The 15,063-nt window shown below is 54.0% G+C and carries 13 protein-coding genes; 8 read left to right on the top strand and 5 right to left on the bottom strand.

Annotation, left to right across the window (positions count from 1 at the left end):
* Positions 1–6: 6 nt before the first annotated feature.
* From HVZ52_RS02985 to HVZ52_RS02975, 3 genes are read right to left on the bottom strand one after another with little or no spacing between them, the layout of a single operon-like run.
* Positions 7–834, bottom strand: a complete 828-nt coding sequence (locus tag HVZ52_RS02985) for a carbohydrate ABC transporter permease (protein ID WP_016154601.1) — start codon at positions 832–834, stop codon at positions 7–9.
* The gene (locus HVZ52_RS02980; RefSeq protein ID WP_181598840.1) at positions 835–1,701 is read right to left on the bottom strand and encodes a sugar ABC transporter permease; all 867 of its coding nucleotides are present in this window, start codon (positions 1,699–1,701) and stop codon (positions 835–837) included.
* Between the two features lie 9 nt (positions 1,702–1,710).
* A complete protein-coding gene (locus HVZ52_RS02975) occupies positions 1,711–2,997 on the bottom strand; it encodes an ABC transporter substrate-binding protein (RefSeq protein ID WP_181598839.1) in 1,287 nt (428 codons plus the stop codon).
* A gap of 211 nt (positions 2,998–3,208) precedes the next feature.
* Here HVZ52_RS02975 and HVZ52_RS02970 point away from each other — a divergent pair, with 211 nt between their 5' ends.
* From HVZ52_RS02970 to HVZ52_RS02955, 4 genes are all read left to right on the top strand, one after another.
* On the top strand, positions 3,209–4,255 hold the full coding sequence (locus HVZ52_RS02970) for a LacI family DNA-binding transcriptional regulator (protein ID WP_181598838.1): 1,047 nt from the start codon (positions 3,209–3,211) through the stop codon (positions 4,253–4,255).
* A 25-nt stretch (positions 4,256–4,280) separates the two neighbouring features.
* Positions 4,281–5,669, top strand: coding sequence for a phosphomannomutase CpsG (locus HVZ52_RS02965; RefSeq protein ID WP_101701246.1), 1,389 nt, complete (start codon positions 4,281–4,283; stop codon positions 5,667–5,669).
* Positions 5,666–6,733 (top strand): sn-glycerol-3-phosphate ABC transporter ATP-binding protein UgpC, encoded by a 1,068-nt coding sequence (ugpC, locus tag HVZ52_RS02960; RefSeq protein ID WP_181598837.1) that lies wholly within the window; start codon positions 5,666–5,668, stop codon positions 6,731–6,733. Before HVZ52_RS02965 ends, ugpC begins: the two co-directional genes overlap by 4 nt.
* Positions 6,734–6,874: 141 nt before the next feature.
* On the top strand, positions 6,875–8,893 hold the full coding sequence (locus HVZ52_RS02955) for an NADPH-dependent 2,4-dienoyl-CoA reductase (RefSeq protein WP_181598836.1): 2,019 nt from the start codon (positions 6,875–6,877) through the stop codon (positions 8,891–8,893).
* 56 nt (positions 8,894–8,949) lie between these two features.
* Here the strand turns inward: HVZ52_RS02955 and rlmG are convergent, their stop codons facing one another.
* Complete coding sequence (gene rlmG, locus HVZ52_RS02950) at positions 8,950–10,086, bottom strand: 23S rRNA (guanine(1835)-N(2))-methyltransferase RlmG (RefSeq protein ID WP_181598835.1); 1,137 nt, start codon at positions 10,084–10,086, stop codon at positions 8,950–8,952.
* A gap of 83 nt (positions 10,087–10,169) precedes the next feature.
* On the opposite strand from rlmG, the gene HVZ52_RS02945 reads away from it, so the two are divergent.
* The 4 genes from HVZ52_RS02945 (at position 10,170) to sstT (ending at position 14,468) form a co-directional block, all read left to right on the top strand.
* Positions 10,170–10,670, top strand: coding sequence for a M48 family metallopeptidase (locus HVZ52_RS02945; protein ID WP_016154609.1), 501 nt, complete (start codon positions 10,170–10,172; stop codon positions 10,668–10,670).
* 72 nt (positions 10,671–10,742) lie between these two features.
* Positions 10,743–11,741, top strand: a complete 999-nt coding sequence (locus HVZ52_RS02940) for a Gfo/Idh/MocA family oxidoreductase (RefSeq protein WP_016154610.1) — start codon at positions 10,743–10,745, stop codon at positions 11,739–11,741.
* 271 nt (positions 11,742–12,012) lie between these two features.
* On the top strand, positions 12,013–12,981 hold the full coding sequence (locus HVZ52_RS02935; protein ID WP_016154611.1) for a TerC family protein: 969 nt from the start codon (positions 12,013–12,015) through the stop codon (positions 12,979–12,981).
* A 242-nt stretch (positions 12,982–13,223) separates the two neighbouring features.
* The gene (gene sstT / locus HVZ52_RS02930; protein WP_016154612.1) at positions 13,224–14,468 is read left to right on the top strand and encodes a serine/threonine transporter SstT; all 1,245 of its coding nucleotides are present in this window, start codon (positions 13,224–13,226) and stop codon (positions 14,466–14,468) included.
* A 14-nt stretch (positions 14,469–14,482) separates the two neighbouring features.
* Here the strand turns inward: sstT and HVZ52_RS02925 are convergent, their stop codons facing one another.
* On the bottom strand, positions 14,483–15,037 hold the full coding sequence (locus tag HVZ52_RS02925) for a YgjV family protein (protein ID WP_103284267.1): 555 nt from the start codon (positions 15,035–15,037) through the stop codon (positions 14,483–14,485).
* Between the last annotated feature and the right edge of the window lie 26 nt (positions 15,038–15,063).

The following is a 15,063-nucleotide window of genomic DNA, read 5'->3' as shown; positions in this document are numbered from 1 at the left end:
CGTTCCTTATTTCAGTGATAACGACATGCCTTCGAGGAAGTATTTTCTGAACAGAATAAACAGGACAACGATTGGCAGCATCTGCACCACCGACCCCGCCAGCACCGGTCCCAGGTAGATGCCGTAGGATTTGCTGAAGGTGGCGAGCAGCACCGAAAACGGCATTTTGTCCACTTCGCGCATCACGATCAGCGGCCAGAGGAAGTTGTCCCATGAGCTGGAAAAGGTGAACAGTGCGACAATCGCCAGAATGGATTTATTCAGCGGCATCATCACATGCCGCAAGATCCCCCACAGGCTGGCGTGATCGAGCCTTGCGGCGTACAGGTAATCATTCGGCGTGCCTTTAAAGCTCTGCGAAACCATAAAAATGCCCCAGGCGCTCATCGCATACGGCAGGATCATCGCCCCGTAGCTGTTGATCAGCCCCAGTTCACGCATCAGGACAAACTGTGGAATAATGAACATAAAGACCGGGAAAACCATCTGCACAATCAACAGGTTGCGAAACGCATTTTTGCCGCGAAACTCGGTTTTCGCGACGGCATATCCCACCAGCATTGAGGTCAGCGTGACGCAGACGGTAATGGTGAGCGACACGAACAGCGAGTTAACCAGGGTGCGCAAAAAAGGTTTGTCCGCCCGGTTGCTGTTATCGAACAGAAAAGCGTAATTCTCCAGCGTCAGATGACCGGAAAACAGCCCGGTCGTGTAGATTTGCGCCGTCGGTTTCAACGAGGAGATCACCATCCAGATAAAAGGATAGAGCCAGGTGAGCGCCAGCAAAAACATCACGGCGTGAATGAGCAGCGTTAAGGGAGTCAGTTTCTTCATTCACACAATCTCGATATGTTTTTCGAATACTTTGCGGAAGACCCAGATGGCGAGGAAACTGCATGCCGCAACGATAATCGACATGGTCGCCGCCCAGGTTGGCTTCATTTTCTGGAACGCCACTTCATACATCACCACCATCGGACTGGTGGTGCTGTTGAGCGGCCCGCCGCCGGTGATAAGATACGGCTCGGTAAAGATGCTGAACGCCACGGTAATCGCCAGCACCATCACCATCACGATTTGCGCGTTCATCATCGGCAGGGTAATCGCCCAACTTTGCTTAAACTTCCCGGTTTTATCCAACTGCGCCGCGCTGTAAATATCCGCGGGGATCGCCACCATCCCGGAATAGAGAATCAGCCCGTAATAACCGACGAATTTCCAGGTGACAATTAACGCAATGGATAACATGGCGCAGTCAGGATTGGTAAACCAGGGCACAGAGATGCCGAAACTGGCCTGTAAAAATTGATTGACCGGCCCGTATTCGCTGAACAGTTTTGCAAAGACGATGGAATAGGCCACCCCCGAAGAGATATTCGCCAGTAAAAAGCTCAGGGCAATAAAACTTTTCCCGTACCTAATTTTTCGTAATCCCGCGGCAAACAGCAGCGAGGCAAGAAAGACAATCGGGATATACCACATTAAAAAACGGCACACGTTCCACATCGATTGCCAGAATAACGCGTCATGAAACACGCCAATGATATTCTGTAATCCGCTAAACGTCGGCGTGCCAATAAATTGCCAGTTCGTCACGCTAAGCACGACCAGCCAGCACAGCGGATAAAACCAGAACAGCAACGAATAACCGATCCACGTGGAGGCCAGCAGGCCTCCGGTGCGGGATTCATATCCAGCCATTTTTTCCCCTTATTTCGCCAGCAACGTGTTAATTTCCTGCGCGGATTTATCGAGGGTGGCTGCCGGATCGGCGTGGTTGAAAATGACCTGCTCCAGCATCTGCGTCATGCTGCGCTGAATCTCCGTGGTTTGCGTAGTGGCCGCTGGCGGCAGCGCGACGTCCACGTAAGAAGCGATCGCCTTCTCCAGCGGGTTTTTCTCAAAGTAATTCACAAACAGCGGATTACTCATTAAATCACTGCGTGCTGGCGGCATACCGGTCAGCTCCAGCCAGCTCCGGTCGTGCTCGGCGTTGTTAAAGACCCACCGAATAAACGCCCACGCCTGCGCTTTGCGCTTGCTGGAACTGAAGATCACCACCCCTTTGCTGTCGCCGAACGTATACGGGTGCGCGTCGCCTTTCTCGGTGAGCATCGGCCCAATTTTCAGCGTTTTGAGGATCTCCGGATACTGCTTGTGATAGCGAGCGATATCCCACGGACCGCGCGCGGATGCCAGCACCTGCCCGGTCGCTAACGGATCGTCGGCGGCGGTGAAGTCGTAGCTGCTCCACTTGCTGTTAAAGACTTTCCCCATAAAGGTCAGTACCGCCTGTCCGGCAGGATCGGCAAACGTCGCCTGATGACCCGCGAGGTAAGGTTTACCGCCGTTTTGCGCATAATAAAGCGGAATAAAATCGAACCAGCGTTCCCACCAGTTTTTCCCGGCGGTCATCTGGATAACATAGCCGTTATTATCCGCCGCCCGGCGCTCTGCCAGCTGATAAAGCTCATCATAACGGGTCGGAACATGATCAAAACCGTACTGCTTGAGTAAATCGCCCCGCCACCACCAGACGATAGGATTAATATAGATTGGCAGAACATGTTGCTCGCCGTTTAATTGCCAGGCAGGAATAATTTTGCCCATCTGTCGGTTATTAACGAGTTCATTAAAACCACTCATTTTAGACAGGTCTTCAAGCTGACCAATTTCCACCAACTGGCTGGCAAAACCGATAAAGATATTACTGGAAATATCGGGTTCCGTGCCGGAAGCCAGCGCGTTCATTATTGCCTCTTCAGAACTGCTGGCGGCAGGAATGGGCGTAAATTCGACCGGGGTATGCGCCGGGTCTTTATTCCATTCTTTAACCATAGTATTCCAGAAGGCTTCTTCATTTTCGTTTGGTGCCACCCACATTTTAATTGGCGTTGTTGCTGTCTCTTCGGATTTTTTATCATCCGGACCGCAGCCAGAAATACAAAATGCGAATAGTACACAGGCTGTTAATTTAGCTAATTTTACAACTCTCACGATAACTCTCCATTTACTTTCAATAAGTATTGATTTACCGCTACCCTGCTATTGAATGGAGCGTAAATTAACACCCCCTTTTTATGTTTAACGTTAAACAAATCACAAAACGATTTTTGTTTAACGTTAAACTTTGCATCAACGTTCAACGCAATGGACGATAGAAATAAATAATTCACGCCAATATATAAACCCAACAAATATATTAAAAATGAAAATAAACGTTAATGATAATAAAGATAAGAAACGTATTACGATAAAATCATTGGCCAAGATTATGGGTATTTCCCATACCACGGTGTCGAACGCATGGAATAATCCGGAAAAATTATCTCCGGAGCTGCGCCAGCGAATTTTGCAATATGCCAGCGAGCTTGGCTTTCAGGGACCGGACAAGCTGGCGCGCGCGCTGCGTACCGGCAAATCTGACACCATCGGCGTGATATTCAACGACTCTATGAGTTACGTGTTTATCGATCCCCACGACATTGCGCTGATGCGGGGGATCGCCGTCCAGTGTGAAGAACAAAACGTCAATCTGGTCTTGATCCCTTTGCGTAAGCGGCAACAGACGCCGCTCAACACCCTGGTTGATGGCTATATTCTCAACGCCACGCATAACAATGCGGCCATGATCCAGCACGCGCTGGCTCATGGGCGTCCGGTGGTCACGCTCGATTTTCAGTTTCCCGACCACAGCAGCGTCTCCATCGATAACGCCTGCGCCATGCGCGATATTGCCCGCTATCTGGCCGATAATGGTCATCGGTATTTCGGCGTCATCGCTTTTCCGTCACAGCCCTCGGCGCAGGGAATGTGCGATCTGACCGCCCCCGTCACCGGCGACAACCTGCTGATGCTCTCCCGCGTGAATGCCTGCCGGGAGGTTTTCCAGCAGCGCGGCTTCGCCCTTGATACGTGCTGGCTGTATCAAACCCGACACGATGAAGAACACGGCGAACAGGCGGCCAAAGCGTTACTGGAAACCCATCCGGAGATCACTGCGCTTATCTGCCTTTCCGATCGCTTCGCCGTCGGCGCGATCCACTACTGCCAACGGCAGCAGCTGGCGGTTCCGCAGCGGGTTGCCGTTACCGGTTTCGATAATCTCGCCGTTGAGGTGGCGGGAATACGCCTGACCACCATCGCGCAAGACGCGGAAAAGAAAGGGGAAATGGCCGTCAAATTGCTGCTCACCAGAGGACCGGTGACCCACTATGAATTGCCTTACCAGCTCATCATTCGGGAGTCAGCCTGACTCATTAATTACAGAAGAGTAGATTATGGATGAACTAACCTGTTTTAAAGCCTACGACATTCGCGGTGAGGTTGGCGTCAACCTGACGCCGGATATCGCCTTTCGCATCGGTCGCGCTTACGCCGCCTGGCGCCATCCGCGCCGGGTAGTGATCGGCGCCGACATTCGCCTTAGCTCGGAATCGTTAAAATCCGCCGTGACCGACGGGCTGATTTCCAGCGGCGTGGATGTTATCGACATTGGTCTGTCAGGCACCGAAGAGATCTATTTCGCCACCCGGGAACTGCGTGCCGACGGCGGCATTCAGATTACCGCCAGCCATAACCCGGCGCAGTACAATGGTATGAAACTGGTGCGCGAAGAGGCGCGTCCGATCAGTAACGACAACGGCCTGCTGGAGATAAAAGCGCTGGCGGAGCGCAACGACTTTGCACCGATTGTCCATCGTGGCAGCCTCATCCCTTATGATAATCGCCCCGCCTGGATTGCCTGCCTGCTGCGCTTCCTTCAGCATCCGCCGACTCGCCCGCTACGTATTGTGACCAACGCCGGACATGGCACCGTCGGGCCTGCGCTTGACGCGATCGCCGACGGACTGGCCCGTGCGGGGGTTCAGATTGAGTTTATTCGCCTGCACCATCAGCCGGACGGTCATTTCCCGGCGGGCGTGCCGAATCCGATGCTGACGGAAAACCGCCTCATCACCCAGCAGGCGGTTATCGAGAATCAGGCTGATTTCGGCATCGCCTGGGACGGCGATTTCGATCGCTGCTTCTTCTTTGATGAGTGTGGCCGCTTTATTGAGAGCTACTACCTGGTTGGCCTGTTCGCCGAACACTTCCTGCAACGCTCCGCAGGCAGTCATATCATTCTGGACCCGCGCCTGACGTGGAATACGCTGGACGTTGTAACTCGCTGCGGCGGAATCCCGGTCATCAGCAAAACCGGGCACGCCTTTATCAAAGCGCGGATGCGCGAAGAGGACGCGGTCTACGGCGGAGAAATGAGCGGCCACCACTACTTCCGCGATTTTGGCTATTGCGACAGCGGGATGATCCCACTGGTATTGCTGCTGCAAATTATCGGCAGCGACAGCCGTCCGCTGTCGGCGTATATCGAACACGCCCAGGTGCGCTTTCCGGTTTCCGGCGAAATCAATCTGACGGTGGCCGATCCGCAATCGGTCATGCAATCCATCGCCGCTCACTATCTGCAAGCCGGCGGCCTGCGTGACGATTGCGACGGGTTGAGCATCGACTTCGTTGACTGGCGCTTCAACTTACGCGCGTCCAACACCGAGCCGCTACTGCGCCTGAACGTGGAAACCCGCGCGGATACGGCACTGCTGGCGCGCAAAACCGATGAACTTTTAACGCTGATTGCAGCCTGGGATTCTGACAAGGAGAGGTTATGACCGCGCTAAGCCTGAGTAATATTCATAAAGCCTGGGGCAAGAACACCATCATTGAAAATCTGTCGCTGGAGATCGCCTCCGGGGAGTTCATTGTGCTGGTTGGCCCTTCCGGATGCGGGAAATCCACGCTGCTGCGGATCATCGCCGGACTGGAAATCCCCGACGGCGGTAAACTGGTGATGGGGGGAAAAGAGGTTACCAGGCTTGCGGCGGGCAAACGCAACCTGTCGATGGTGTTTCAGTCCTACGCCCTCTACCCGCATATGACCGTCAGGGAAAATCTGTCATTCGGTTTACGTAATATCAACACGCCCGCCGCCGAGATTGATAAGCGGGTCGCTCACGCCGCCAGCATGCTGAAGCTGGAAGGGATGCTGGACAGGCTGCCGCAGAATCTGTCCGGCGGGCAGCGCCAACGTGTGGCGATCGGGCGTTCTATTGTCCAGCAACCGGAACTGTTTCTGTTTGATGAACCGCTGTCTAACCTGGATGCCGCGTTGCGGGTCGGGATGCGCCAGGAGATCCAGCAACTGCATAACACCCTGAAAAACACCATGATTTATGTAACGCACGATCAGGTGGAGGCGATGACGCTGGCCGATCGTATCGTGGTGCTTTACAAGGGAAAAATTGAGCAGGTGGGCACGCCGCTGGAGCTGTATAACACCCCGGCAAACCTGTTCGTCGCTGAGTTTATCGGCACGCCGAAAATCAATGTTCTGCCAGCGGTATGGCGCGAAGGCGCGCTGCATATCGCCGATAACCTCGTCTTCCGCCTCACCCGTCAGCCCGCAGGCGTTAGCGACGGGGACAAACTGTTTGTCGCCATCCGCCCGGAGCATATGCAGTACCAGCAGACCGGGGATTTCACATTGCAAGGGCGTACCCGGCTGTGTGAATTACAGGGCGACTCCACGCTGGTGTGGTTGGATTTAGCCGGCCACCCCGTGTGCCTGAAGTCTTTTCAACAGCTTAGCTTCATGCCGGATACACCGCTTACGCTCACCGTACAAGAGTCGCACCTGCACCTCTTTGACGGTCTGGGTAAACGACTGGCGTTCTGACCCACTTGCCCTTGCGTCCGCAGGGGCATTTTTTGAATCCCATCACAATCACGGCATTCCCCTTTTCCCTTTTACGCGGCGACGGCTAAATTATTAACTCATCCGACCACATAACAATAATTTTACATACTGGACACCTTTATGAGCTATCCGTCGCTGTTCGCCCCGCTCGATTTAGGCTTCACCACGCTTAAAAACCGCGTGCTGATGGGTTCAATGCATACCGGGCTGGAGGAGTATCCCGACGGTGCAGAACGGCTGGCCGCGTTCTACGCCGAACGCGCCCGTCACGGCGTAGCGTTAATTGTGAGCGGAGGTATTGCGCCTGCGCTTTCCGGCGTGGGGATGGAAGGCGGCGCGATGCTGAACGACACCAGCCAACTTGCACATCATCGCGTCATTACCGACGCCGTGCATGACGAAGGCGGCAAAATCGCCCTGCAAATCCTGCATACCGGGCGTTACAGCTACCAGCCGCATCTGGTGGCACCTTCTGCCATTCAGGCGCCAATCAACCGCTTTACGCCGCATGAGCTGACGCACGATGAGGTACTGCAGTTGATTGAAGATTTTGCCCACTGCGCTCAACTGGCGCGGGAAGCAGGCTATGATGGCGTCGAAGTGATGGGCTCGGAAGGCTATCTCATCAACGAATTCCTGACTCTGCGCACCAATCAGCGCAATGACGAATGGGGCGGCGAGTATGCCAACCGCATGCGTTTTGCCGTGGAAGTGGTGCGCGCGGTACGCCAGCGTGCCGGTAATGACTTTATTATTATCTTCCGCCTGTCGATGCTCGATCTGGTGGAAAACGGCGGAACCTTCGACGAAACCGTCCAGTTGGCGCAGGCGATAGAAGCCGCAGGGGCGACCATTATTAACACCGGTATTGGCTGGCATGAGGCGCGTATTCCCACTATCGCCACCCCGGTGCCGCGCGGCGCGTTTAGTTGGGTGACTCGTAAGCTGAAAGGGCATGTGACGATCCCACTGGTCACCACCAACCGCATTAACGATCCTCAAGTCGCCGATGACATTCTGGCCCGTGGCGATGCCGATATGGTGTCGATGGCCCGTCCGTTCCTCGCCGATGCCGAACTGCTGTCAAAAGCGCAAACCGGGCGAGCGGATGAGATCAATACCTGTATCGGCTGTAACCAGGCCTGCCTGGATCAGATCTTCGTCGGCAAAGTCACCTCATGCCTGGTGAATCCGCGCGCCTGCCATGAGACCAAAATGCCGATCGTTGCCGCCACTGTGCCGAAAAATCTGGCGGTTGTCGGAGCAGGTCCTGCAGGCCTCGCCTTCGCCATTAATGCCGCCGCACGCGGTCATCACGTGACATTGTTTGACGCGCATAGCGAGATTGGCGGGCAGTTTAATATCGCTAAGCAGATCCCCGGCAAAGAAGAATTTTATGAAACCCTGCGCTACTACCGCCGGATGATCGATGTGACTGGCGTGTCGCTGAAGCTGAATCACTTTGTCAGCGCACGCGATCTGTACCCCTTCGATGAAGTGATCCTCGCCAGCGGGATCGAGCCTCGCATGCCACCGATCGAGGGGATCGACCACCCTAAAGTACTGAGCTATCTTGACGTCCTGCGCGATAAAACGCCGGTGGGCAAACGCGTGGCGATCGTTGGCTGCGGCGGGATCGGTTTTGATACCGCCATGTATTTGAGCCAGCCCGGTGAGCCCACCAGCCAAAACATTGCGGAATTCTGCGTGGAATGGGGGATCGACACCAGCCTGCAACAGCCTGGCGGCTTACGCCTGGAAGGCCCGCACTTATCCCGCAGCCCGCGCCAGATAGTGATGTTGCAGCGCAAAGCCAGCAAACCGGGACAAGGTTTAGGGAAAACGACGGGCTGGATCCATCGCGCCACCCTGCTCTCACGCGGCGTGAAAATGCTCCCGGCAGTTAGCTATCAGAAAATTGATGATGATGGGTTACACGTCGTGTTGAACGGCGAACCGTTGATCTTTAACGTGGATAACGTGGTGATTTGCGCCGGACAAGAGCCGCGCCGTGAACTGGTTGATCCACTCCACGCGGCAGGTAAAACGGTGCATCTGATCGGCGGCTGCGATGTGGCGATGGAGCTGGATGCCCGACGCGCTATTGCCCAAGGGACGATGCTGGCGCTGGAAATTTAACAGTATGTATTTCGTAGGCCGGATAAGGCGGTCACGCCGCCATCCGGCACACACGATTAGCGGCGGCGACCGGTTTTGACCGCTTTTAGCACCACAAATTTATTATTGGTGGCGATGGTCACGCAGTTGCCGAAAATCTTCTTCAGCTTGTGGAAGTAGTCAAGGTGACGGTTAGCCACAATGTACAGCTCACCGTTGATTTTCAGGCAGCGGCGAGCGTGGTGGAACATCTCCCAGGCAATGTTATCCGTCAGCGCGTGCTTCTGGTGGAACGGTGGGTTACACAGCACGGCGTTAAAGCGGAACGGTTCGACGCCCGACAGCGCGTTGTTGATCATAAACTCACAGCGATCCAGCGCTTCAGGCATGTTACTTTCCACGTTCAAGCGGCTTGAAGCCACCGCCATCGGCGATTCATCAACAAATACCACGCTGGCTTCCGGGTTCTTCGCCAGCAGCGTCATACCGATGACGCCGTTACCACAGCCGAGGTCAACAATCTCCCCTTCGAGGTTTTCCGGCAGATTCTCGATAAAAAAGCGCGCGCCGATATCCAGTCCGGTACGGGAGAAGACGTTGGCGTGGTTATGGATAGTCCATTCGGTACCTTCCAGCTTCCAGCTTAGCGTTTGCGAGGCAGCGGCCAGCTCAGGTTTGCTGAACGTACAGTTGATTAAACGGGCTTTTTTCCACGCCAGCGTCGTGGTGGTTGGACCCAACACTTTTTCGAACAGCTCCAGCGTCGAGGTATGCACATCACGCGCTTTTGCCCCGGCGATGATACGCGTTTGCGGCGTCACCACTTCGCGCAGCGCGCGCAGTTGCTGCTCCAGCAGCGCCATGGTTTTTGGCAGCTTAATCAGCACCACGCCCGGCGCCTGCGGGTAGTCAGCCGTACTGTCGAGGAACTTGACGCTCGACTCGGCAATATCGTTATGACGCAGGTTCTCGCGTGTGGCAAGCTCGCTGAGATAGGAGTCGCCAATGCTGTACGGCGAATGTTGCGCCAGCGCACAGCCCAGCGCGCCAAAGGTATCATTCAGGATTAGCACCGGGCCGCTAATCTCGGTATCGTCCAGCTGTTGCAGCAGATATTCATCTGCCGCTTCCCACGCCAGCAGCGGGTTAACGTCATCCGTTTCCGGGAAACGTTTAAGTGACAGCGAACGGAAACCGTTGTCTATGTGGCTCATCGGCCCTCCTGAATGGTAAAATTTCGGCGTATCCCTGAAAAGGGTGCGTGAGTATACACTTTTTATGATTGGCATGGGCAAAGATGAACCAACTAACTTATCTCCAGGGCTACCCGGAACATTTACTTTCTCAGGTGAGAACGCTGATTGCTGAACAGCGTCTGGGCGCAGTGCTGGAGAAGCGCTATCCGGGGACGCATGATTTCGCGACCGACAAAGCGCTCTGGCAATATACTCAGGATCTGAAAAATCAGTTCCTGCGTAATGCCCCGCCGCTGAATAAAGTCATGTATGACAGCAAGATACATGTTCTGAAGAATGCGCTGGGGCTGCATACCGCCGTATCTCGCGTGCAGGGCGGTAAGTTAAAAGCCAAAGCGGAGATCCGCGTTGCCACCGTGTTTCGCAATGCCCCTGAACCTTTTTTACGCATGATCGTCGTTCATGAACTGGCGCATCTGAAAGAAAAAGAGCACGACAAAGCGTTTTACCAGCTGTGCTGTCATATGGAGCCTCAGTATCATCAACTGGAGTTCGATACCCGCCTGTGGTTAACGCAACAATCGTTAAAGCAAACTGCGTAGTCGCGCACTGGCTTTGTCTTCAGAGCATGCTAAATTGACGAAAGGATCCCTTTTCGCAGCCTGAAGGCCATTATGATACGTTTCGCAGTAATTGGCACAAACTGGATCACCCGCCAGTTTGTCGATGCCGCCCATGAAACCGGCAAATATAAGTTAACCGCGGTCTATTCCCGTAGCCTTGAACAGGCGCAGACCTTCGCCAACGATTACCCCGTCGAGCATCTGTTTACCTCACTGGAAGCGATGGCGCAAAGCGAGGCGATCGACGCCGTCTACATCGCCAGTCCAAACTCCCTGCACTTCCCGCAGACCGAGCTGTTTTTGCGGCACAAAAAGCATGTTATTTGCGAAAAGCCGCTGGCCTCAAACCTGGCGCAAGCCGAAGCCGCTATCGCCTGCGCGCGCGAAAATCAGGTCGTGCTGTTTGAAGCGTTTAAGACCGCCAGCTTGCCTAACTTCCTGCTGTTGCAGCAATCTCTACCCAAAGTCGGAAGAATCAGGAAAGCGTTTATTAATTACTGCCAGTACTCCTCGCGTTACCAGCGCTATCTGGACGGTGAAAATCCGAACACGTTTAATCCGGCGTTCTCAAATGGCTCGATTATGGATATCGGTTTTTACTGCCTGGCCTCAGCGGTTGCGCTGTGGGGTGAACCGCAAAGCGTTCAGGCCAGCGCCAGTCTGCTGGAAAGCGGCGTAGATGCCCACGGCGTGGTGGTGATGAATTACGGTGATTTCAGCGTCACACTCCAGCACTCAAAAGTAAGCGACTCGGTGTTAGCCAGTGAAATTCAGGGTGAGCAGGGATCGCTGGTGATCGAGCATATTTCCGAGTGTCAGAAAGTGTGCTTCGTTCCTCGCGGGGGGAAAACCCAGGATCTGACAACGCCTCAGCACATCAATACTATGCTGTATGAGGCAGAGGCTTTTGCTCATTTGGTTGAATCCGGCGAAGTGGATCACCCCGCACTGGCCGTCAGCCGTATCACCGCCAAACTGCAAACAGAGATTCGCCGCCAGACCGGCGTGATTTTCCCAGCAGATGAAGCGGTAACATCGCTGACAGCGTAAAGGTATGTAAAACGAATGTTGCAGGCCATTGACTGAATGCATGGCCTGTAATATTTTGTAACCCGCAAAGGGGAGTAACTTCGTTGTCGGTTGATCGTCATTACGATGTGTGAAAAACCACATCCGGTCGCCGGGCGATAACAAAGGAATACGTCATCGTATTCCTTTGTTGTTGTAAGTGAGACCTTGCCGAATGGCAAGGTCTATGCATAAAAAGCAGCGGCTAACGTCATTCGGCGTTGGCCGTTTTTTTTATGCATGGGGAAATACAATGAATACTGTCGGCACACCGTTGTTATGGGGTGGCTTCGCTGTCGTGGTGGTAATTATGCTGGCCATCGACCTGCTGTTGCAGGGTCGTCGTGGCGCGCATACGATGTCGATGAAGCAGGCTGCGGCCTGGTCAATCGTTTGGGTAACGCTGTCGTTACTGTTTAACGCCGTCTTCTGGTGGTACCTGGCACAAACTCAGGGCCGCGCCGTTGCCGACCCACAGGCGCTGGCTTTCCTTACCGGCTATTTGATCGAAAAATCGCTGGCAGTAGATAACGTCTTTGTCTGGTTGATGCTGTTCAGCTACTTCTCCGTACCGCCTGCGTTGCAGCGTCGGGTATTGGTGTATGGCGTGCTGGGAGCCATTGTTCTGCGTACGATCATGATCTTCGCCGGCAGTTGGCTTATCACCCAATTTGAGTGGCTGTTGTACGTGTTCGGTGCATTCCTGCTGTTTACCGGCGTGAAGATGGCGCTGGCGAAAGAAGATGCTTCCGGTATTGGCGACAGACCGTTAGTACGCTGGCTGCGCGGTCATTTGCGCATGACCGATACCATCGAAGATGAAAAATTCTTCGTGCGTAAAAACGGCCTGCTGTTTGTTACGCCGCTGATGCTGGTGTTGATTCTGGTTGAGCTGAGCGACGTCATTTTCGCCGTCGACAGTATTCCGGCTATCTTTGCCGTCACTACCGACCCGTTCATCGTGTTGACCTCAAACCTGTTTGCTATTTTAGGTCTGCGCGCAATGTACTTCCTGCTAGCGGGCGTGGCGGAGCGTTTCTCCATGCTGAAGTACGGTTTGTCGGTCATTCTGGTGTTTATCGGTATTAAGATGCTGATCGTCGATTTCTACCATATCCCGATCGCTATCTCGTTAGGCGTGGTATTTGGCATTCTGTTTGTGACGCTGATTGTGAACGCCTGGGTCAACCACCAGCACGATAAAAAGCAGCAAATACAGTAAGTTTCATCTGCTAGCTGAAAAGCCCGACAGCACACTGCGTGCGTCGGGCTTTTTGTTTATCATGTCAAAATAATGTTAACTCAAAGTTATAAAATATGATCTCAACGCGAAATCCAGGATATTTCGCTTCCAGAACCCTGTTCTTTCCTTATACTCAGCCATGCAAACATTTGCCCCATCCTGAAAGATGCGTCTACAGAACGCACAAAGGCAGGGCAACAACACAATGAAAGGATTACTACATGACTACGCAACGTTCATCGGGGCTATTCTCGCGCCTGGCGCAAGGGAGCCTGGTTAAACAAATTTTGATCGGTTTGGTTCTGGGGATTTTACTGGCACTGGTGTCAAAACCTGCGGCAGAAGCCGTTGGTTTACTGGGTACTCTGTTCGTCGGCGCGTTAAAAGCCGTCGCACCAATTCTGGTTCTGATGCTGGTAATGGCTTCTATCGCCAACCACCAGCACGGGCAAAAAACCAATATCCGCCCAATCCTGTTCCTCTACCTGCTCGGAACATTTTCCGCAGCGTTAGCGGCCGTTGTCTTCAGCTTCGCCTTCCCATCGACACTGCATCTTTCCAGCAGCGCCAGCGATATCGTACCGCCGTCCGGCATTATCGAAGTGATGCGTGGTCTGCTAATGAGCATGGTTTCTAACCCAATTGATGCACTGCTTAACGCCAACTACATCGGCATCCTGGTTTGGGCCGTCGGTCTGGGCTTTGCGCTGCGTCACGGTAATGAAACGACCAAAAATCTGGTCAACGATATGTCCAACGCTGTTACCTTTATGGTGAAGCTGGTGATTCGTTTCGCGCCGATCGGTATCTTCGGCCTGGTCTCCTCCACGCTGGCAACCACCGGTTTCGCCACGCTTTGGGGCTACGCACATCTGCTGACCGTGCTGGTAGGCTGTATGCTGCTGGTAGCGTTGGTGGTCAACCCGCTGCTGGTATTCTGGAAAATTCGCCGCAACCCATATCCGTTAGTGCTGGCCTGTCTGCGTGAAAGCGGCGTATACGCCTTCTTTACCCGCAGCTCCGCGGCAAACATTCCGGTGAATATGGCGCTGTGTGAGAAGCTGAACCTGGATCGTGATACCTATTCGGTGTCTATCCCGCTGGGAGCTACCATCAATATGGCTGGCGCGGCGATCACCATTACCGTGTTGACGCTGGCGGCGGTCAATACGTTGGGTATTCCGGTTGATTTACCGACGGCGCTGTTACTGAGCGTGGTGGCTTCGCTGTGCGCCTGCGGCGCATCGGGCGTGGCGGGGGGTTCTCTGCTGCTGATCCCACTGGCATGTAATATGTTCGGTATCCCGAATGACATCGCCATGCAGGTCGTTGCCGTTGGCTTTATCATCGGCGTATTGCAGGATTCCTGTGAAACGGCGCTGAACTCTTCTACAGACGTCCTGTTTACCGCTGCGGCCTGCCAGGCTGAAGACGAACGTCTGGCAAATAACGCCCTGCGCGGCTAATCTCTGCCCCTCCGTCACCGGACGGAGGGGTTCTCTTCTTGTACGCTTTTTTCAATTTTGAATGGATCAATTCCGCGTTTTTGCATCCGCCGGAAGCGAATAATGTTCAGGCCGTTCATCACCAGAAAACTACCTTCGATCATCGTCCCACCAATCGATCCCAACCAGAAATTATGGATAACCCAACAGGCGGTTGCGCACCACATTACGCAGCGCACGGTCAGCCCCTGGCAGCGAAACAGCGCCCAGGTGCTGGCCAGCGTGCCGATAATCGGCAACAGCTCCATCGCATGCTGTAATTTCGCCAGCCCGAGAACCAGGGTAAGGATAATAAAAACGGTCATTACCCACAGTTTGCGGGTATGCATCGAGACGAGTGTGCGGATGGTGTTTAGCTCTGCACTCATTCCCGCAGGCCAGGCGCCCATCAGAAAAAAATGCACGCCAATGGTGGCGCTGTAGATGGCAAGTTGCAGCCGGAACCGGCGCTCATCTCGATTGAAAAAGGTGGTAATGCCGATCAAAAAGGCGATGACACCTACGCCCTGGGCCAGCCAATACGCGGTCATGGGAGATCCTTGTGAGGAAACGCAAA

Source organism: Citrobacter sp. RHB36-C18 (assembly GCF_013814485.1).
GTDB lineage: Bacteria > Pseudomonadota > Gammaproteobacteria > Enterobacterales > Enterobacteriaceae > Citrobacter > Citrobacter braakii.
Note: the sequence above shows the minus strand (reverse complement) of the source record. Positions and strands in the feature narration are given on the sequence as shown.

What these genes read in the sequence shown, in the direction of transcription:
- HVZ52_RS02985 (WP_016154601.1), bottom strand. Translation starts at nt 834, where the DNA reads ATGAAGAAACTGACTCCCTTAACGCTGCTCATTCACGCCGTGATGTTT.
- HVZ52_RS02980 (WP_181598840.1), bottom strand. Translation starts at nt 1,701, where the DNA reads ATGGCTGGATATGAATCCCGCACCGGAGGCCTGCTGGCCTCCACGTGG.
- HVZ52_RS02970 (WP_181598838.1), top strand. Translation starts at nt 3,209, where the DNA reads ATGAAAATAAACGTTAATGATAATAAAGATAAGAAACGTATTACGATA.
- HVZ52_RS02965 (WP_101701246.1), top strand. Translation starts at nt 4,281, where the DNA reads ATGGATGAACTAACCTGTTTTAAAGCCTACGACATTCGCGGTGAGGTT.
- ugpC (WP_181598837.1), top strand. Translation starts at nt 5,666, where the DNA reads ATGACCGCGCTAAGCCTGAGTAATATTCATAAAGCCTGGGGCAAGAAC.
- HVZ52_RS02955 (WP_181598836.1), top strand. Translation starts at nt 6,875, where the DNA reads ATGAGCTATCCGTCGCTGTTCGCCCCGCTCGATTTAGGCTTCACCACG.
- rlmG (WP_181598835.1), bottom strand. Translation starts at nt 10,086, where the DNA reads ATGAGCCACATAGACAACGGTTTCCGTTCGCTGTCACTTAAACGTTTC.
- HVZ52_RS02945 (WP_016154609.1), top strand. Translation starts at nt 10,170, where the DNA reads ATGAACCAACTAACTTATCTCCAGGGCTACCCGGAACATTTACTTTCT.
- HVZ52_RS02940 (WP_016154610.1), top strand. Translation starts at nt 10,743, where the DNA reads ATGATACGTTTCGCAGTAATTGGCACAAACTGGATCACCCGCCAGTTT.
- HVZ52_RS02935 (WP_016154611.1), top strand. Translation starts at nt 12,013, where the DNA reads ATGAATACTGTCGGCACACCGTTGTTATGGGGTGGCTTCGCTGTCGTG.
- sstT (WP_016154612.1), top strand. Translation starts at nt 13,224, where the DNA reads ATGACTACGCAACGTTCATCGGGGCTATTCTCGCGCCTGGCGCAAGGG.
- HVZ52_RS02925 (WP_103284267.1), bottom strand. Translation starts at nt 15,037, where the DNA reads ATGACCGCGTATTGGCTGGCCCAGGGCGTAGGTGTCATCGCCTTTTTG.